The 21,276-nt window shown below is 46.4% G+C and carries 10 protein-coding genes; 9 read left to right on the top strand and 1 reads right to left on the bottom strand.

Annotated elements, in window-relative coordinates; all coding sequences use genetic code 11:
• Nucleotides 1–12 precede the first annotated feature (12 nt).
• The 9 genes from M2408_RS11960 to M2408_RS11920 all read left to right on the top strand — a co-directional run bounded on the left by M2408_RS11960 (nucleotide 13) and on the right by M2408_RS11920 (nucleotide 18,452).
• Nucleotides 13–1,065 carry a glycoside hydrolase family 43 protein gene (locus M2408_RS11960; protein WP_259182056.1) on the top strand — a complete coding sequence of 351 codons (1,053 nt, stop codon included), beginning with the start codon at nucleotides 13–15 and terminating at the stop codon, nucleotides 1,063–1,065.
• 6 nt (nucleotides 1,066–1,071) lie between these two features.
• Complete coding sequence (locus M2408_RS11955) at nucleotides 1,072–2,094, top strand: glycoside hydrolase family 43 protein (protein WP_259182054.1); 1,023 nt, start codon at nucleotides 1,072–1,074, stop codon at nucleotides 2,092–2,094.
• Between the two features lie 5 nt (nucleotides 2,095–2,099).
• Complete coding sequence (locus M2408_RS11950; protein WP_259182053.1) at nucleotides 2,100–4,073, top strand: glycoside hydrolase family 97 protein; 1,974 nt, start codon at nucleotides 2,100–2,102, stop codon at nucleotides 4,071–4,073.
• 33 nt (nucleotides 4,074–4,106) lie between these two features.
• Nucleotides 4,107–8,078 carry a two-component regulator propeller domain-containing protein gene (locus tag M2408_RS11945; RefSeq protein ID WP_259182052.1) on the top strand — a complete coding sequence of 1,324 codons (3,972 nt, stop codon included), beginning with the start codon at nucleotides 4,107–4,109 and terminating at the stop codon, nucleotides 8,076–8,078.
• A 245-nt stretch (nucleotides 8,079–8,323) separates the two neighbouring features.
• A complete protein-coding gene (locus M2408_RS11940; protein WP_259182050.1) occupies nucleotides 8,324–11,446 on the top strand; it encodes a TonB-dependent receptor in 3,123 nt (1,040 codons plus the stop codon).
• Between the two features lies 1 nt (nucleotide 11,447).
• Nucleotides 11,448–13,310 (top strand): RagB/SusD family nutrient uptake outer membrane protein, encoded by a 1,863-nt coding sequence (locus M2408_RS11935; RefSeq protein ID WP_259182048.1) that lies wholly within the window; start codon nucleotides 11,448–11,450, stop codon nucleotides 13,308–13,310.
• Nucleotides 13,311–13,322: 12 nt separating this feature from the next.
• Nucleotides 13,323–14,000: a DUF3823 domain-containing protein gene (locus tag M2408_RS11930; RefSeq protein WP_259182046.1), complete on the top strand. Its 678-nt coding sequence runs from the start codon at nucleotides 13,323–13,325 to the stop codon at nucleotides 13,998–14,000.
• A 57-nt stretch (nucleotides 14,001–14,057) separates the two neighbouring features.
• Nucleotides 14,058–15,968 carry a family 43 glycosylhydrolase gene (locus M2408_RS11925; RefSeq protein ID WP_259182044.1) on the top strand — a complete coding sequence of 637 codons (1,911 nt, stop codon included), beginning with the start codon at nucleotides 14,058–14,060 and terminating at the stop codon, nucleotides 15,966–15,968.
• A gap of 33 nt (nucleotides 15,969–16,001) precedes the next feature.
• Nucleotides 16,002–18,452, top strand: a complete 2,451-nt coding sequence (locus M2408_RS11920) for a glycoside hydrolase family 2 protein (RefSeq protein WP_259182042.1) — start codon at nucleotides 16,002–16,004, stop codon at nucleotides 18,450–18,452.
• A gap of 5 nt (nucleotides 18,453–18,457) precedes the next feature.
• Here the strand turns inward: M2408_RS11920 and M2408_RS11915 are convergent, their stop codons facing one another.
• Nucleotides 18,458–20,821: a glycoside hydrolase family 127 protein gene (locus tag M2408_RS11915; RefSeq protein WP_259182040.1), complete on the bottom strand. Its 2,364-nt coding sequence runs from the start codon at nucleotides 20,819–20,821 to the stop codon at nucleotides 18,458–18,460.
• Nucleotides 20,822–21,276 lie beyond the last annotated feature (455 nt).

The following is a 21,276-nucleotide window of genomic DNA, read 5'->3' as shown; positions in this document are numbered from 1 at the left end:
GTTTATAAACCCATGAAAAACATCTTTATCGGTTTTGTCTTTTTGTTGAATGCTATCCACGGCTTACATGCCCAGGTAAAGGAAGCTGATTTGTCGGCTTATTTAATGGTTTATTTTAAGGATGAGAGCCATGGTCTTTACTTTGCGCTCAGCAAGGATGGCTATTCCTTTACGGATATAAACAAAGGCCAGCCGATTATCGCAGGTGACAGCATTGCCCAACAAAAAGGGATTCGCGATCCTTACATCTTACGGGGACCGGATGGTCTTTTTTATATGGTAATGACCGACTTACATATTTATGGCCAGCAGCAGGGCTATCGCAGCCAGGAATGGGAAAGGGATGGCAAGGAATTTGGCTGGGGCAATAACCGGGGTATTGTACTGATGAAATCCGCTGATCTGATCCGTTGGAGCCACCTTGAGCTTCGGCTCGACCAGCTGTTCAAAGGCTGGGAAAATGTCGGTGCAATATGGGCTCCCCAACTGATTTATGATGAAGCTGTAGGCAAGCTGATGATTTATTTCACCATGCGTTTTGGCAATGGCCTGAACCGCTTGTATTATGGGTATATGAATATCGATTTTACCGCTTTGGAAAGCGAGCCGCAGTTGCTTTTTCAATATCCCAAAGTAAATAAAAACTATATCGATGGGGATATCACACGCGTAGGCGACAGGTATCATTTATTTTATGTTGCCCATGATGATGTACCCGGAATTAAGCAGGCTACTGCCAACCAACCCGCTGGTCCTTATCGGTATGACGACAGGGAGTACGATCCAGAAGCAGCAGCCTGTGAGGCCCCGCATGTCTGGAAGAAAAATGGTGAGCAAAAGTGGATATTGATGTACGATATCTATGGTATTTCACCGCACAACTTCGGCTTTAGCGAAACCTCGGATTTTAAAAATTTCGTCGATCTGGGCCGGTTTAATGAAGGAAAGATGAAGGCGACCAATTTTTCGTCACCCAAACACGGAGCCGTTATTTCACTGACAAAAAGGGAGGCGGATCGTCTGGCGCAGCATTGGCAGCTGGACATGCCGCTTACAGGAAAATAGAAATTCATGAAACGATTAAAAAAACTTTTACTGATCTGTTCCTTGCTATTAGCGGGAACAGTTGCAGCCACTGCGCAGACAGTGGCCACTGAATCCTTGCTTGCCGGAAAAAAACTGGAACCGGGGCAGCGATATCACTTTGTGGCGCAGGGAAACCCCATCATCAAACATCATTATACCGCTGATCCGGCGGCGCTGGTCAAAGGTGATACACTGTGGCTTTTTGCAGGGCATGATTTCGCGGGTGGACAGAAAGGCTATAAAATGAAAGATTGGTTGGTATACGCAACGACCGATCTGAAAAACTGGGTTGAATACCCTGTACCCATGAAAATATCGGATTTCTCCTGGGCCAAAAGTGGCGATGCTTTTGCCGGGCATGCCGTGGAGCGAAACGACAAATATTACTGGTACATCAGTACCAATTGGTCGGGTATCGGTGTTGCTGTGGCCGACCGTCCTGAAGGACCTTACCGGGATGCACTGGGGAAACCGCTCCTGACCAACAGGGATTGTTTTGCTTCCACCCATGCCTGGGCTTGTATTGATCCCGCAGTACATATAGACGATGATGGGCAGGCCTGGATATTCTGGGGCAACCGCGAATGTTATTACGCCAAACTGAAGGATAATATGATTGAGATTGACGGTGAAGTCAAACAGCTGAAGTTCGATGGCTTCGAGTTTACCGAAGCGCCTTGGCTGCATCAATATCAGGGCAAATATTACCTGAGCTATGCAACTGGCTTTCCCGAGAAAATTGCTTATGCCATGGCTGATCATATTGCGGGCCCCTATACCTACAAAGGCTTGTTAAACGAGATTGCGGGAAATAGCAACACGAACCACCAGGCCATTGTCAACTTTAAGGATCAATGGTATTTTATCTACCATAATGGTGGCATCAATACAGATGGCGGCAGCTATAGCCGGTCAATCTGCATCGACAAACTGGAATATCGTGCCGATGGCACCATAAAACGGATCAATATGACAAGTGAAGGCCCTTTTAATGAAATAGCGCGATGATGTGTATGAAATATAAGCGGTATTTTTCCACCGTAAAGAAACGAATTGCCCTTAGTGGTTTGTTGCTCCTGCTATTTTCGGGCTTAGGTGCACAGGAGTTGCGGGTAGCAGGACCGGACGGAAAATTGGAGGTCAACTTGTTGTTAGAGAAGGGCAAACTCTATTATCGTGTGAACCTGGCTGGGCAGGAGATGTTAGAACGATCGCCTTTGGGCTTGCGGGGCGACAAGGTGGATCTTGCCAGTAAGCTGCATCTGCTGACCTCGGACAGCCGGGTAATTGACCAAACGTATGAGGAAGCTAAAATCAAACGTCGGCTGATACATCACCAGGCAAATGAACTGCAGTGTACCTTGGAGAACGACTTAAAACAGCAGCTTATTGTGATTTTTAGGGTCAGCAATAATGATATTGCTTTTCGCTATGGCATTCCACAGGTGGGTGAACCCGCAAATTTCAGGGTCGAGGAAGAAATGAGTGGCTTTAAATTTCCAGATTCAACCACGACCTTTTTGACGGCGCAGGCTGCAGCAATGATCGGCTGGAAGAAAACAAAACCCAGCTATGAAGAAGCCTATGTACCGGATCAGGCGATGGGTGTACCTTCACAATACGGTGTTGGTTACACTTTTCCGGCACTGTTTCATGTGGGTTCCCACGGTTGGGTACTGCTTTCCGAAACCGGATCGAATGGCAGTTACTGTGGGACCAAGCTCAGCGAAGGCACAAAATCGGGTTTTTATAAAATTGCCTTTCCCGAGCAAGGTGAAAATAATGGCATGGGCGACGCGGCTCCAACGCTGGCGCTACCGGGCTTTACGCCATGGCGCACAATCACTGTGGGTAGTACGTTAAAACCTATTGTGGAAACCACGATTCCTTTTGATGTGGTCGAACCGCAGTATGCTGCAAGTAAGCCTTATACCTTTGGACGGGCCACCTGGAGCTGGCTGGAGTGGCAGGACGGAAGTATTAATTTCGAAGATCAGAAGAAATTTATCGACCTATCTGCTGCCTTGGGCTACGAATTTGTCCTGGTGGACAACTGGTGGGACAAGCAGATCGGGCACCGTAAAATCGAGGAACTCGTGGCCTATGGCCGGGAGAAAGCCGTGGGGCTCTGCCTTTGGTACAACTCAAACGGATACTGGAACGACGCACCACAGACGCCTAAAAATCGGATGAATACAGCCATCGCCCGTAAAAAGGAAATGGCCTGGATGCAGTCCATTGGAATCAAAGGAATCAAAGTGGATTTTTTTGGCGGTGACAAACAGGAAACATTGCAGCTGTATGAAGATATTCTTGCGGATGCAAATGACTATGGACTGACCGTGATCTTCCATGGATGCACCTTGCCCCGTGGTTGGGAACGCATGTACCCTAACTTCGTGGGAAGTGAAGCGGTATTGGCCTCTGAGAACCTCATCTTTACACAGGAAGCCAACGATAACGAAGCTTTCAATGCGACTTTGCACCCCTTTATACGTAATGCTGTAGGGGCAATGGATTTTGGCCCTGTGCTGCTCAACAAAAGGCATAATCGTGAAAACAAAGGCGGGACGACCCGTAAGACAACGGAAACATTTCAACTGGCAACGGCAGTGTTGTTCCAGACTCCAGTACAGAATTTTGGGCTGACACCCAACAATCTACTGGATATGCCCGCGCATGTGATCGACTTTATGAAGCAGGTTCCTACCCTTTGGGATGAGACGCTGTTTGTGGATGGTTATCCCGGAAAATATGTGGTGCTGGTGCGACGCAAAAATGAGCAGTGGTATATCGCTGCAGTGAATGCTGAAGGGAAAGAGAAGACGATCGAAGTAAACCTGCCGATGTTTTCTGAAAAAGTTGTGCAATACATCGGGGATAATAAGTCGCGCGGGTCGGAGCAGAAAACGATACGCCTAAGCCGGGAGAAAACCGTCAGATTGATTTTACAACCGGGCGGTGGAGCCTTATTGATTGGAAAGTAGTTGGTTTAGTTTTGCCTTTTTTGGACTTAAGCTATGAAAAATAGATTGATTTTGTGGGCCTTTGTATGTCAGTGTACACTGTTGTTTGCGCAGCCCAAGCAGGCTCGCTTCTTTTCCTTGCAGGATGGGTTGAGCAACCAGCAAGTGCTGGATATTGTGCATGATGACGAGGGCTTTACCTGGGTGGCGACAGAACTGGGCTTAAATAGATTTGCTGGAAAATCCTTTAAATCCTATTACGCATCCGAACGCCAGGATGGCCTTTCACTCAACAGCAACGAGATCAACACGCTTTTATTTGATGATCGAAAGCTATATATCGGCACACGTTCCAATGGCCTGAATGTGCTTGACTTGAACAGCAACACGTTTACCTATTACCTGCACGATCCCAAAAATCCGAAATCCATCGCTACGAATGATATCACCGATCTGATCAAAAGTAAGGACGGCACGCTGTGGCTGGCAACTTATCATCAGGGGGTCCAGCATTTTGATCCTCAAAAAAAAGTATTCACGCCGATCAATAAGAAGAATCTGCCACAACTTCCCGAAAATAGCATTTGGTCCCTAGCCGAAGACAAAAGACGTACCCTCTACATCGGCCATGTGAATGCGGGCCTCACGATATTGGATCCGGTCCGCCGCTCAGTCAGACAATTGACAAGCCTAAATACGGACTATCGCTTGCCCGATAATGAAGTGAAGGCACTTTTTTGCGATCGTTATGATAATATCTGGATCGGCACACGCAAGGGCCTGGCAGTTTACCATCCTTTAACGGGGCGACTTCAGTCTATCCCTTTGGCCAGCCTCACAAAAGGCAAGACCGAACCCTTCGTATATTCCATTAAAGAAATTGATGAAAAGTTATGGATAGGAGCGGAATCTTCACAGCTTTTTATCTTGCAGCCAGATTATGGCTATGACAGTCAGGTAGCAGGTTTTAGGCAACAGCATACGGTGGATTTGGGAAAAGGAAATAATGCAATGGTGCAACATATTGCGCCTGATCGTTTCGGCAACATATGGTTGGCATTATATGGTGGTGGCCTGGGGGTCATCAGTCACCTAAAGCCATTCTTTGATTTTTTTCCGGCAGAAGGTGTACTATCAGAACGCCTGGCAACCGTCAGTGGGATCTATGAAAATGAAAATAGGACCATGAGCTTGACAACAGAAGGGTCCGGAATTGTGGATACCGATCAGAAAGGTAGACTGTTGCGGCAATTGAACAGCAAAAGTGGTGCTCCGGATGATTTTATCCTTTCGGCTTTCAAGGATCAGAAGCAGCAGATCTGGCTGGGCCTGAGAAAGGGTGGGGTAGCGGTAAAATATAAGGGATCAGATCGTTGGCAGGATATCTCTTTGGGAGAGCAGGTGACTGACGTGCGCACGATTTACGAAGATCACCAAGGCTTTATTTGGATCGCCGCCCAGCAGGGGCTGTTTATTTATAATCCACTGGATCGAACGGTGCAGAAGTTGTTGATCAATCAGCCTATGTTGGGAGACTATGCGCCAAGGGCAATTGTGGAAGATGAAAAGCATAACATCTGGGTGGGTACTTACGGACAGGGTTTATATGTGTATGATCAGCATCGGAAACTGATCCGAAAAATGAACCGCGGCAACGGCCTGCGCAATAACACCATCAACCACCTGCTTCGCGACCGCAACAATACGATTTGGATCGCAACCAATGCCGGTGTGGCGATGCAGCGGGCGCAGCAGAAAATAGGGGATCTGATCCTGTTGACGCCGCCGGGAGAAGGCGCCTGGCTATTTACAAATGCTCTGGCAGAGGATCAATATGGAAATATCTGGTGTTCCACAAAATCGGGCATGCTGCGCTATGTGCCGCAAGAGAAACGTTTTTTGCAGTATGACGAACACTTCGGCCTTCCTTTAGGTGGTTTTATCAATGGGAGTGTAGGAAAAGATAGTCATGGGCGTTTATTTTTCGGAATGCAAGAGGGTGTATGTTCTTTTGAACCGGGTAATTTACCTTTGAGCTTGCCCGTATCGCCCGTGCGCATCGGTCGCTTTACAGTATTTCAATCCGGGGAGTCCAACAGGCAATTGGATAAATATCCCGGCCCAACCCAGGAGGTGGAGCTCAGGCATGACGAAAATAGTTTTCGCGTTGAGCTCGCTGTGATGGATTATGCCCTAAACGGCCTTGTAGAGTTTGGTTATCAACTGCAGGGATTTAACAACGAATGGATTTTTTTGGGAACGGAGACAAACCTGGATTTTCGTAATATTCCTTATGGTGACCATGATCTTTTGATCCGCACGCGTATGAAAAATGGGCAATGGTCGCCAACATTACTGCGGCTGAAGATCAATATTGCAGCACCTTTTTACCTGACTGTACCCGCAAAGATCGCCTATGCGTTAATTGTTTTACTGTTTATCTACACCTTGGTTTTCTTTTACATCAAGCGGATGCATGCCGAAGCCGAACTTAAATTTAAAGACAGAAAGCATAAACAGGAGGAGGAGCTCTACAACGAACGCATGAGTTTTTATACGCACATGACGCATGAACTGCGTACGCCACTGACCCTAATCCTTGGCCCGCTGGATGATCTGGTGCATGAAGAGCAGTTAAATGCCAAGCATCGGGGACTTGTGCAGACGGTTCAGAAAAGCGCCAGTCGCCTTTTCAACCTAGTCAACCAGCTCCTTGAATTTAGAAAAGTAGAATCGCAATTTAAGCCACTTGTACTGGAAGCGGGATCTTTGGCGGAGATGCTCACTGATCTCGTTCATAAATATAAGGCCTTAAATAACAAACCCCAGTTAGCACTGCTTGCCGATTTACCCGAAGCAGATGTAAGAACGCTATTTGATCCGGAGATCGTACAACTTATCGTCGATAACTTACTTTCAAATGCCTATAAGTATACGGCTGCGGGCTCCATTAAGTTACATCTACATTACGAGGGCTCCGATATAAACCATTGGGCGGTACTCAGCGTGACAGATACAGGCTGTGGAATACCGGTACCGGAGATCGACCGGATTTTTGAGAAGTTCTACCAGATCCCGAAGACCGGTATTCATGGCACTGGCATAGGCCTGGCCTTGGTGAAAGAGCTTGTTGCCATTCATCAGGGCCAGATTGATGTGCAGAGTAGGCTGGGAGTGGGTACGGTGTTTACGGTTAGATTTCGGATGAACAAAGTCCGTCCGAAAGAAGTGGAATCAACCTTGGCCAGGCAGCGTAGCCTCATCTTACTTGTTGAAGACAATCCTGAACTACGTGCCTATCTGGGCGACAGTCTATCACAGCAATATGATGTTTTGCTGGCCGAAAATGGCGCAATGGCATTTGAGCTCGCAAGTGCAAGAATGCCGGATTTGATTATAAGCGACATTATGATGCCTGAACTGGATGGCTTTCAGCTGGTCGAAAAAATAAAACAGACAGACTGCACGAATTCCATTCCCTTATTGTTGCTGACCGCAAAAGATACGGATATGGATAGACAGCGTGGTTATGACCTGGGCATAGATTCTTATCTGGTCAAGCCTGTTAGCACGCAACTGTTGCACAAACGGATACAAAATTTGCTCGGAAGGACCAAGCCGGTTCAAGATAGCCCCGAACATCATCGGGAACAAAAAGATACGCAGGATGCCTGGTTCCGCAAAAATGAATTTGTACGCGATTTTATAAGCATCGTTGAACAGCATATGCAGGATGAGCTGCTGGATGCGGCGGCATTGGCAGAAAAAATGAATATGAGCCAATCCACACTTTATCGAAAATTGAAAGGAATCACTGGTAAGAATATCAATCAGCTCGTTCGAAAGATACGGATTCATAAAGCAGCAGACTTACTGAAAACAGGTAAATACAACGTCACCGAAGTATCCTTTCTGGTCGGTATCAACAGTGTCATCTATTTTCGACAATGTTTTAAAGAAGAGTTTGGACAGCTGCCTTCAACATTTCAAAAATCTGATTTGAAGTTACAGGTACAAGGGAATTAAAAATAGATTTCAAGCATTCGGACCAACGAACAAAAAAATAACCTAGAACACCAAAAAAGACTGTTTTTGACCAAAAATTGTATGCTAATTGACGGATTTGTATACGTTCTGCACCATCAAAAACGGCTAAGTTTGGACAGTTAATCCAATTATAAATCTACATGCGGGACGAGAACAGGGCAGTATATTCTTACTGTCTTTACCAGCTGGATTTTATTATTTACTATTAATAAGTATTAAAATTTATGAACAACCTAAAGATTGTTTCTCTTTATACCATGTTGAGCGTTGTGCCAACACTGGTATATGCCCAAGAGAAGATTACGGGGCAAGTTTTTAACAAAGCCAATGAACCTGTCGTAGGTGCTAGCGTTGTTATTGAAGGTGGTGGCCAGGGAACCTCCACCGACAAAACGGGGAATTTTGAACTGCATGCTGGCAAGGGAATTCTTGTCGTATCCTTTGTGGGATACAAAACGTACCGTGTTCCATTAAATGGGACGAAAAACCTGAAAATCCAACTGGAAAACGACGACCATGTGTTAGAAGATGTTGTGGTCGTTGGATATGGTAAACAATCCAAACGCAACATTACTGGCGCCGTCAGCAACATCAAGTCAGACGATATTGTGCGTTCTTCGTCGACAACGACTGCTGGAGCATTGGCTGGTAAAGTACAGGGTATTTCAGTAAGGGCAAAAGATGCCCGTCCTGGTCGCGGAGCGTCCATTGAAATTCGTAATATGGGTTCGCCTCTTTACGTAATTGACGGGGTGGCTTATGGTGGTCAGGAAGGAACAGACTGGGTGGGCACGCAGAACGGCTCCGGTGCGGATATATTTAACGCACTCAACCTGGAGGATATTGAAAGCATTTCTATCCTGAAGGATGCGGCAGCGGCTGTATATGGTTTTCGTGCGTCCAAAGGTGTGGTGCTGATCACCACCAAGAAAGGCGCGAAGGGGGATCGTGCAAAGATCAACCTCAACGGTTACCGAGGCTGGCAAAATCTGACACGCTTTCCGAAAATGGCAAATGCCAAACAGTATACACGTGGCCTGGTGGAGGCTGCGCAAAATGTAAACCGGGATCCTAACTCGGTGTATACACCTGAAGAGCTGGCCAAATGGCAGGCCGGGACCGAACCCGGTTACCAAGGTTATGACTATTACGATATGGTGATCCGTAAAAATATTCCGCAAAGTTACATCAATGCAAATATTACCGGCGGAAGCCAAAAATCCAATTACTTCCTCTCGATCGGCCATTTGAATCAAGAGGCCATGATCAAGGACTTTAATTACAAGCGAACGAATTTGCAGGCGAATATGGAGGCCGAGGTGCTGAAGGGGCTGACAATAGGAACGCAGATCTCAGCACGGCATGAAGGTACGCAGGATGTTGGCTTACCTGGTGGGGATGGCTATTTTTCATCCATATTGGCCATTATGAAAAATCGGCCGACCGTGGGGCCTTATGCCAACGATAATCCGGAGTATATCAATCATACGAATGATTTTCCTTATAATCCGGCGCTTTTCAGTCGGGATATTGTTGGTTACAAGGATAATAAATACCTTGCTGGAAACGTAAATCTCTTTGCGGCTTACAAAACCACTTTTGGCCTCTCGGCGAAAGGAACGGTTTCGTACAATTATACCAATAATAAATTTGAAGGTTTTCAATATACCTATGATGTATACCGTTATGAAAACGATATATACAAACGGACGGGGGGAAGTGACGCCGGATGGCGCTACGATACCAGCAGGGAGATTGTTTCCAGGTTTGCCCAATTCCAGATTGACTACAATAAACAGATTGGGGATCATAGTCTTGCCGGGATGTTGGGTTACGAACGTTCGGACTGGGACAGAACGTATAAGGCTTTGGGCGCAAATCCTTCCAACAATTACATTCCGCTATTGCGTCTTTCGGAACTCAATGGTTTAAGTGATGAATGGGCCTATGAGGCGCGTGCAGGTTATATTGGTCGGATCAATTACAACTACAAAGGAAAATATTTATTGGAAGTACTGGGACGCTATGACGGGTCCTACAAATACTATGACGGTAAGCGCTGGGGGATTTTTCCCGGTGCCTCCTTGGGTTGGCGGATCTCTGATGAGCGCTTCTTTCAACCCTTAAAGTCTGTGGTCAACGATTTAAAACTGCGGGCTTCCATTGGGCAGACGGGACTTGAAGAAGGTGTGGGCATGCATGACTACCTGGCCGGGTATAACTGGGCGGCAGGAAGTGCGGTGCTGGATGGCACTTATGTTCCCGGTGTACAGCCCCGGGGATTGCCGGTACGTAATCTCTCCTGGGTAAAAAACACCAATTACAACATCGGTATGGATGTTTCCCTATTAAATAATAAACTGACGCTAACGGCGGATGCCTTTAAGATTATTCGGACTGGATATCCGGGCAAGCGGTATGATGTGCTGTTGCCGGCCGAAATTGGATACGATCTGCCGAATGAAAACTTAGGTAAAAATGCATACTATGGTGCGGAGGGTATTATTACCTATACGGATAAAGTTGGCGAACTCAATTATGTTGTCAGTGGAAATATGACTTTCTCCCGTTTTCGTGACCTCGAAACCTATAAACCGCGTTTCAGTAATTCCTGGAATGAATACCGGAGCTCGATTGAAGACCGTTGGGGTGGCGTCTGGTGGGGCTATCAGGTGGTTGGAAGGTTTCAGTCGGAGGACGAAATCCGTAACCATCCAATCAACAATGATGGGCAGGATAACCGGACGCAATTGCCCGGTGACCTGATCTACAAAGATGTGAATGGCGATGGTATCATCAATGACATGGACCAACGCCCGATTGGTTATCCGACAGGCTGGGCACCGATGATGACTTTTGGCGGCCGGATCGGTCTGGACTGGAAAGGCATCAACCTGAATATTGACCTGGCTGGCGGTGCAATACAATCCTGGTTTCAGGACTATGAACTGCGCAATGCCTTTCACGGTGGGGGTAACTCGCCGGCGTACCTACTTGAAGACCGATGGCACCGCAAAGATCCCTACGATCCAAATAGCGAATGGATTCCGGGATATTATCCGGCTATCCGCAATGGCAATTCAGGCCCCAATAGCGCCAACAGCGATTTTTGGCTGACCAATGTGCGCTACCTCCGTGTCCGAAACCTTGAGCTTGGCTATAACCTGCCCAAAGCCTGGATACAAAAATTAAAGGCCGAGAAAGTACGGTTCTATATCAATGCCTCGAACCTGATTTCCTTTGACAATGTGAAGGATTTTCAGATCGACCCTGAGATAGAAGCCCGCGCTGCAGTGGTGTATCCGCAGCAGAAAGTATTTATGGTTGGATTTAACATGACTTTTTAACATGAAATTACGATTGATATCTATGGGGATTGCAATGTTTGCAGTTTCCTTACTCAACAGCTGCAATCATGACGACTGGTTCGACCGCGAATCGAAGACCCTGATTACAGATCAGCAGCTTTGGAATGATCCCAAACTACTGACATCGCTGGTGGCCAACTATTATGATCGGCTGCCGACCCTACATGGTGTATTCAATACCGGCGGAATGACCGAACTGGATGACGCCATGTGGTCCGGGCATCGCGACCAAAACTGGCGCAATGATTTTCAGTTCGGTGATGACTATGGTCGCTATTGGGATTATGGCTTAATTCGGGACCTGAACCTTTCGCTGGAGAATATAGCCAAATTCAGTACGCAATTGAGTGATGCGCAACGAAAGCAATATAATGCCGAAATACGCTTTATTCGTGCTTTCGTATATTTTGAAATGGTCAAACGCATGGGTGGTGTACCTATTGTGACCACACAGCTTATCTATGATTTTAGCGGGGATCCAACACCTTTGCAAGTGGCCCGCTCCAAGGAACATGAGGTCTATGATTTTATCTACCAAGAGCTGGAGGAGATCAAAGAAGACCTGGCGGCAAACAACGCCAGCAAAACAAGAGCGAATAAATACGCGGCATTGGCGCTCGAAAGCCGCGCCATGTTATATGCAGCATCCATCGCTAAATATAATAACCTCATGGCTTCGCCGATAACAACTGCCGGTGGCGAAGTAGGTATTCCCGCGAATATGGCTTCGGCCTATTACAGCAAGTCGTTGGCAGCATCCAAGGAAATTATCAGTGCCCCCTTTGCTTTATATACGGAAAACGCCGATAAAGGAGCCAATTTCTACGATATGCTCAATAAGAAAACCGGCCGCGAGGTCATCTTCGCCAAGGATTTTGCGACCAGCTTGAAAGTTCACCGCTTTGCTTACGACAATATTGTCAGAAGTCTTACGGAAGATAATGAGTCCTCGTCAACGATTTCCCCATCGCTGAGTTTTGTCGAGAGCTTTGACTATCTGGATGGTAGCAAAGGAACTTTACACACTAAAAATACGGATGGCAATTATGTTGCCTATTCCCATATCGATGCTATTTTTGCCAACAAAGATGCGCGTCTTTATGGGACGATTATTTACCCGGGCAGCACTTTTCGCGGCCGGGCGGTCAGTATCCAGGCCGGAGTGGCAATTTGGAACAACAATAAATATCAACTGCACGCAGCGGCGCAACTTGGGCAACAGTTAAAAGAGGAACTCGGGAAGGAATATGCAGGCGGATTATGGACCGGTTTTGATGGTCCATTGTACGATGCGCAGGATGTGAGCAATACAGGGTTCTACATCCGGAAATTTGTAAGCGATGCGCCGGCAGCCAGTACACGCGGTACCTCAGCAGCAAACTGGTGGCCCTGGTTTCGCCTAGGAGAAATCTACCTTAATGCCACTGAAGCTGCTTTTGAACTTGGTCAGGTGGCCGATGCTACAGGCTACGTGAACAAGTTGCGTGAACGTGCTGGATTTCCAGCCAACAGCGTGACCAACCTAAGCATGGATATCATCCGTAACGAGCGCCGTGTTGAACTCGCATTTGAAGACCACCGTTTTTATGACCTCAAAAGATGGCGCATGGCGCATCTGGTATGGGACGGATCTGAAAATGATACAAATGCCGTCGTCTATGGCTTATATCCTTACCGTATTTCCCGTCCCGGACATGTGGATGACGGTAAGTTTATCTTTGAACGCGTCAGACCGGCACGTTTCCGAAGAGCCCGTTTCTTCCGGATGGCCAATTACTATGCATCCATCAGCCAGGATGTCATCAATAAAAACCCTAAAATCGTTAGAAATCCATTCCACTAAATTATTCGTACGATGAAAATGAAACTATTAAGCTCCCTGTTAGCTTGTATAAGCCTACTTTTTGTAGGATGTGAATATGATAATTATGAGGCTCCCAAATCAACCCTTTCGGGCCGCATCGTTTATGAGGGCACACCCGTCGGTGTCAGAAATAACGGACCACAGCTTGAGTTATGGCAAGATGGCTTTCCCTTGCGCTCCTATATACCTGTTTTCTTAAATCAGGATGGCAGCTTCGCGGCCAGTTTATTCGACGGCACGTACAAGCTCGTCCGAAAAGGTGATTCCCCCTGGTTGCAGCAGGCTGCCGATACGATACTGGTTCAGGTAAAAGGCAATACGCACCTGGATGTACCCGTCATGCCTTATTTTACGATTAGCAATCCTTCTTTTCAGCAAAACGATAAGGGCATAACCGCAAATTTTACAGTCAATAAAATTGTAAATACGGCTAACCTTCAATTTGTTCGCCTCTATATCGGAAAGTCTATACTGACAGATCAGGGACAGCAGGAACTACGTGTGGATGCAAATCTTTCTTTGATCAGCTTTGGGCAGCCGGTTAGCATCCAGGCTGCTTTACCGGACAATCTAAAAAACCTGGATTATGTATTTGCCCGCATAGGTGTCAAATCAACGGTGTCCAACGAATATTATTATACACAAATTCAAAAGATCACTTTAAAATAAGTATGCTGATCAGAAAATTGCCGAACTTAATGCTTTAATTATCCAAGATAAATCTGAATGAAAAAAAATATTATCCTCCTCCTTACCTTATTTTTAGTACATGTTACCTGCTTTATTTATGCACAGGCCTATCGCAATGGGCCGACCGAAAAGGATTTTTCCGGTTATTTATTCGCTTATTTTAAGGGCAATGCTGTGGCAGATGAAGCGGTCTGTTTTGCCATTAGTACCGATGGCTATACCTACCGTGCGTTGAACGGTAATCGTCCGGTGCTGGATTCGAAGACCATCAGTAAAACCGGGGGAGTCCGGGATCCACATATTCTCCGTGCTGAGGATGGAAAGACATTCTATATGGTACTGACCGATATGACCTCCTCCAAAGGCTGGGATTCCAATCGTGGTATGGTCCTGCTAAAATCGCAGGATCTGCTGCACTGGTCGCATCAGGCCATCGATTTCCAGCAGCGATTCACTGGGCAGGAAGATTTGAAGCGCGTATGGGCACCACAGACCATTTTTGATTCGGCAGCAGGAAAATATATGGTCTATTGGTCCATGCAGCATGGGAATGGTCCGGACATCATCTATTATGCCTATGCGAATAAAGATTTTACCAATTTTGAAACGGAACCAAAAGTGCTCTTCGTACCTAAAAATGGTAAATCCTGTATTGATGGCGATATTATTGAGAAGAATGGCCTCTTTTACCTCTTCTACAAAACAGAAGGCCATGGCAACGGGATCAAACTTGCTATGACCGATTCGCTGACTTCGGGAAAATGGATCGAACAAGAAGGGTATAAGCAGCAGACGAAGGATGCCGTGGAGGGATCAAGTGTCTTCAAGCGAAATCAGTCGGATCAATATATCCTGATGTATGATGTGTATGGTAAAGGAAAATACCAATTCTGCGTTTCCGATGATCTGGATCGTTTTAAAGTGATCGATCAGGAGATTGATATGGATTTTCATCCCCGTCACGGGACCATTATTCCCCTTTCCAGAGAGGAGCTGATCCATTTGACGTCTCATTGGGGCAAACCCAAGGATATACCGCTTGCCCTGAAAAGGAACCCCATTCTGGACGGCTTTTATGCAGATCCCGATATTCTTTACGCCCACAAAACCCAAAAATATTATATCTATCCGACCAGTGATGGCTTTGATGGCTGGGGCGGCTTCTATTTTAAGACCTTTTCTTCGACCGATCTTATCCATTGGAAGGATGAGGGCATCATCCTGGATCTTAAAAAGGAGGTTGCCTGGGGACCACGTCATGCCTGGGCGCCAACGATTACAGAGAAAAAAGTCAAAGGCGACTATAAATATTACTACTATTTTACGGCGGCGCAGAAAATCGGTGTCGCCGTAGCGGACCAGCCAACGGGCCCCTTCAAGGACTCGGGCACCCCCTTGATCGATTTCAAACCTCCAGGTGTAACAGGCGGGCAGGAGATCGATCCCGCGGTGTTCAATGACCCCAGGTCGGGTAAAAGTTATTTGTATTGGGGGAACGGTTACCTTGCCGTTGCCGAACTAAATAAGGATATGGTCTCCATCAAAAAGAATACAATAAAGGTATTGACGCCCGACAAAACATTTCGTGAAGGGGTATATGTGATCTTTCGCAATGGAATATACTATTTTCTTTGGTCTGAAGATGATACCCGCAGCGAGAATTACCGAGTTCGCTATGGGACATCAACCTCTCCCTATGGGCCAATCCAGGTGCCCGAGAACAATCTGATCTTGCAAAAAGATCCAGCGAAAGGAATCTATGGTACTGGTCATAACTCGGTCTTGCAGGTACCCGGAACCGACGAATGGTATATTGTCTATCATCGGTTTAATTATCCAAATGGGATCAAGATGGGGGATGCGGCAGGTTTCCATCGTGAAGTATGCATGGATCGGCTTTATTTTGATGCGAATGGCCAGATCGTACCTGTCATTCCAACTCATTAATAGCAATCAGACCAAGCTAAGCGACTACATAACATGAGCATACTAATTAAAAATATAGCGATCCTTGCGGCGTCAGTGTTAATCGGGCTGAGTTCCGTTTACGCCCAGCCGGGTTTTGGTGTCGCGCAGCGTATCAATGCAGACTGGCAGTTTCAGTTAGAAACCGCAGGAGCGGGGCAAAGCGCAACCGCACTAAACGAGCAGGCCTGGAAATCTGTCATACTACCCCATGACTGGGGCGTGAAGCTACCCTTGAGTCCAAACCTGGCCAGCGCCACGGGATATTTACCCGGCGGTATAGGCTGGTATCGGAAACAGCTGCCCATACCTGCTGAAGACCAAGGAAAGAAGATCTTTCTTTATTTTGAAGGTGTTTACAACCGCAGTGAAGTTTTTGTCAACGGCAAATCTGTCGGTAAGCGCCCCAATGGCTATGTGTCATTTTCCTATGATATCAGCCCGTATATTGAATTTGGAAAGGAAAATACCATTGCGGTCAAGGTCGACCATAGCAAAAGCGCGGATTCGCGCTGGTACACTGGCTCTGGCATCTACCGGGATGTTTGGGTCGTCAAGGCCAATCAAGTACATCTGGATCAATGGGGGGTATATGCCTATCCGGAACTCAGGGCTGGGAAAGGAATACTCCATACTGAAATTACGGTGGTCAACAGTTCACCTTTGCGCAGTCCAGTTACCGTGCAGCAGGAGCTCATTGATGCCGAAGGCAGGCTCGTTGAGAAAAAATCGGGGCAGCTTACTATCGCTGCCTCAGATAAAGCACATTTAGATCTGAAATTGACAGCATCAAATCCAAAGCTGTGGAACTTAACGCAGCCCATACAATACTCCTTGCGGACAACAGTATGGCAAAATGGCAAGCAGATAGATCAGTCTGAGGTAAAGACAGGTTTTAGGACCTTTACCTTTGATCCGGATAAAGGCTTTGCCTTAAACGACAAATGGATGAAAGTGAAAGGAGTCTGCTTGCATCACGATGCCGGCGTACTCGGTGCCGAGGTTTATCCTGAAGTGTGGCGGCGGCGCCTGCTCACGCTGAAATCTTTGGGTGTTAACGCCGTGCGTACGAGCCATAATCCACAGGCAACCTCACTTTATAATTTATGTGATGAGCTTGGTCTGTTGGTCATGGATGAAGCATTTGATGAATGGGAATTTCCGAAGCGAAAGTGGCTACAGGGCTGGAACGTCGGCGTACCTGGTTTTGAGGGAGCTTACGATTTTTTTGAAGAGTGGGGGGAGCGGGATTTGGCTGATATGGTCCAAAGAGACCGAAATCACCTGTCGATATTTGCCTGGAGCATAGGCAATGAGGTGGATTATCCAAATGATCCCTATTCCCATCCGATTTTGAATGGCGAGAAAAAAGAAGGTGGTTTTACCCAGGCCTCTTATGGCGGTTATCAGAAAGATGCACCGGACGCCATGCGTTTGGGGGACATTGCCAAACGCCTCGTTGCTGTGGTAAAAAAGTACGATCGCAGCCGGGCGGTAACAGCAGGTCTGGCGGGTGTAGCGATGTCTAATGAAACGGCCTACCCCGGAGCGCTTGACATTGCGGGATACAATTACACCGAGAGCCGGTATCAGGAAGACCACCAGCGTTACCCGAAGCGTGTAATCTTTGGCAGTGAAAATCGGCATGATCTTCCGGCGTGGCTGGCTGTGCGCGACAATGCACATATATTTGGACAGTTCCTGTGGACAGGGATCGACTATCTGGGCGAATCGGGCCGTTGGCCTTCGCGCGGTTTTTATTCGGGCTTACTTGATTTTGCAGGCTTTATCAAACCCAGGGGGTATTTTCGCCAGTCTTTATGGGCAGAGAAAGCCATGGCTTATTTGGGAACCTATCCATTGGCTGGGGCAACTGCAGAAAGACCCTCCATGGATGCCTGGCCGATCTGGAATTATCAGGACGGACAGCAGATTCGTGTGGTTTGTTATACCAATAGTGCTGCAGCCCGACTAACACTGAATGGGCAGACCGTGGGTGAAGAGAAAAAATACGATGCGAAAACAGGAATTATCTTTTGGGATATCCCTTATGTCGCGGGTAGACTGGAAGTGATTGGATTGGACAGCAATGGAAAGGAAGTTGTCCGCCATGCGATTCAATCCAGCCAACGGCCGGTATCCATTCAGGCTGTGCGTGTTGGAGATTCGTTCATTAAAGCAGGGGAGCTGCAGCAGGTGATGGTGCAGCTTGTCGATGAAAAGGGCATTCCCGTGGTTCTTTCGGAGGATGAAATTACCTGCGATATCGCCGGGAATGCGCGTTTATTGGGTATGGAAGCCGGAAATAATGCCGATATGGGTGATTATACGGATAATAAACAGCGGGTCCATCAAGGCAAAATGATCGTTTATGTACAATCAACGGGCAAATCGGGCGGCCAGATCACCATTCGGCTGAGTTCCCCCTGGCTGAAAGCCGCCACGGTATCCTATGGCGTTAACTAATGGGCTTATTCATCCGAGCGGAGTGTCCGTATTTCTAAAATTTTATGACTAGGGGACCTTGCTGTCCCCTTGATTTTTACTTCTATGGTGGGCATCGCGGTATTTCCTTCAGGAAGCTTTATGCGCGAGGTTGCAACAACAGCACTGCTATCGGTGCTCTTTAGAGTTTCAATAAGGATTCCATTAACGATGATTTCGGTACTCCGCAGGGCAGTATCTGTCATAAATTTCAGGTATAGTGCACTAGCGTCTGTATTTTTTAGCTGGTAACTGAACCAACCCCTGGTTTCACGCCAACGCGTATCGTCAGTGCTCCCGGCCTTGCTATTTTCTTCCCGAAAGAAGTGATCCGATTCCGGCTGTTGTTCACCCGCAATCACCTTGTCCACCGTGATTGCAGTGAGGGCGAGACTTTCGCGTTCATCCCTTTCAATTTTATCCTGCAGCTGTTGAAGTTGGCTGGCAGTTGTTTGTGGCCAATACAGAATATACCTACTATCGTGAATACCATAGAAAGGTTCAAGTTCCATTTTTAGGCTGTCTTTCCCTTGACGAAGTCCTGTGAGCGTAAAATGCAATGGTCTATCGGAGATCGGATGGATCAGTGTCGGGATCGCCTTAGGATCAGCGACAAGGATAGGGATATCGCGCAATGGGGTCTGTTTTCCAGATGCGATATGGCCCATCCGGCTATCGTCGGCCTTTAGTCCTGTGAGATCACTCGTTCCCGAACGTGCGGCGAGCACAACAGGACCATAGGATAGGCTGTAATAGTTACTTCGGTCAGGCAGCTGTTCGACCTGGGTTTCCATCGGCAACTCCATACGTAGGCGATCACCGGGCTTCCAGCTTCGTTTTATGATGATATGTGTCTCTGTGGAATCTGTAATGGGATAAGTTCTTTCGTTTATTGAAATTTTAGGATTGTTTTTCAACCACTTAGGTTTACGTATATAAAGTGTAAATTCATGTTCGATTTTGGAGTTAATGATCAGCGAGGTAAAGGCTTCTTTTGGAAAATTGTTATCCTGAATAATCTCGATGCCTTTTTCTTTCCAATGTAATCGGGAGGGAATAAAGAGATTAACGTACAAGTCATCCTGTTGATGGGCATAAATCATTTCGCCATACTTGGCATGATTTTCCATTCCCGAGCCTACACAGCACCACATACTGGTGTGGGGTTGCGAATAGACGCGATAATGTCCGGGGCGGATCTGTGTAAAGTATACAAGTCCACCATGTTCGGGATGCTGGCTGGACAAGATATGATTGTATAATGCCCTTTCGTAAAAATCAAGGTATTTGGCCTGTTGGTCTGTACGGTACAACATTTTTGTGAGCCGCAGCATATTGTAGGTGTTACAGGTCTCGGGCCCTTCGATGCTCTGAACCATTTTCGAAAAATCGTCTGTTGGATTAAAGTGTTCACTGACGCTATTTCCGCCGATAGCAATGGATCTATGCAATACCACATTATCCCAGAAGTAGCGTACAGCCGCGGTCCATTCCCTGTCATTGGAGAGTTCTGCAATCCGGGCAAAACCAAGGACTTTTGGGATCTGCGTATTGGCGTGTAGGCCCGTCAATTTATCCTGATGTTGCGTTAAGGGAAGCAGGATAGACTGATGGGAGAATTTTCGCGCAAGCTCCAGGTATTTGGGGTTTTGAGTAATTGCTGCAACATCGGCAAAACTTTCATTGAGCCCGCCATGTTCACTGCGTAACATGTCCTGAATCTGGGTATCAGACAGTTGAGAAACTAATTTACAAGCCCAATCCGTCATCGCAATAAGCATATTTTTAGCGCTTTTATCAGCGGTTAGCAAGTAGACGTCCCGCAACCCGGCATAGGTTTTATGAATATTGTAAAGCGGGACCCACCTTCCGTTTAGGCTAAAGGTACTTGACTGGATATTCCCCGCATAAATCTCTTCCCAGATGCGCTTACCACCGGGGACACCGCCGATATAGCCATTTCCATTTGCCTGCTGACAGTGCTGCAGGTTTACAAGCATATAATCAAGTCGTTTCTTGATGCGTAAATCTCCAGTGGAGGCGTACATATTAGCGAGCGCGGAAAGATAATGACCACCAATATGACCGTCCAAACCCGTGTTCTCCCAATTTGTATAAGATTCTTTAACAACTGCTAATCCCGCTTCCCTTAAGAATGGAGCGAGGAGACGATCGGGATCCATCTCCAATAAATACTGAAAATCAAGCTGTTGCGCATGATAAAAGGGGCTTGGTAATAATCGGACATCCTGTAGATCGAAATAATTGAGCTCTTTGGATGTCTGTGCAAATAAAGAGGAACAAAAGAACAATGTAAGGATCGTGAGAGAAAGAGGACTCTTTAATTTCATTTTAAATTCAGGGTATCTAATCAACTGCATAATAACGTTATGCGACGATTTGGTTATTGGTTTTTATGAGCTTATGTACTGTTAAACCAAAGATATAAATTAGGTAATAATTTTTAAGTGTTTTTTTTACATTTATTATTCTCCTGTCTTCAGTTCGAATGCAACTTTCTATTTTTGCCAATAGGCATTTTTACTTTTTCTTTAATTATTTGTTGCAAACCCATTTTTTTGAAACTATAGCTTTGCTTAATAACAGATTGGCTGGTAGACCGCTTACCCCAATTACTGAATCTTGTAACCAAGATACGGATTACAAAAGAGGAGCTTTCGAAAAAGGTTTGCTGCTCATTCTGAACAAGATCAGCGAAAAAATGATCGTTTTAACCAAAAAAACTATGTCGTCTGCTGTGTAATTTTTATCTTTATAATATAACCGGTTAAAGACTTAGCTTAAA

The sequence above is a fragment of the Sphingobacterium sp. BIGb0165 genome (assembly GCF_024810095.1).
Classification (GTDB): domain Bacteria; phylum Bacteroidota; class Bacteroidia; order Sphingobacteriales; family Sphingobacteriaceae; genus Sphingobacterium; species Sphingobacterium detergens.
This window is presented reverse-complemented; position numbering and strand designations above follow the sequence as displayed.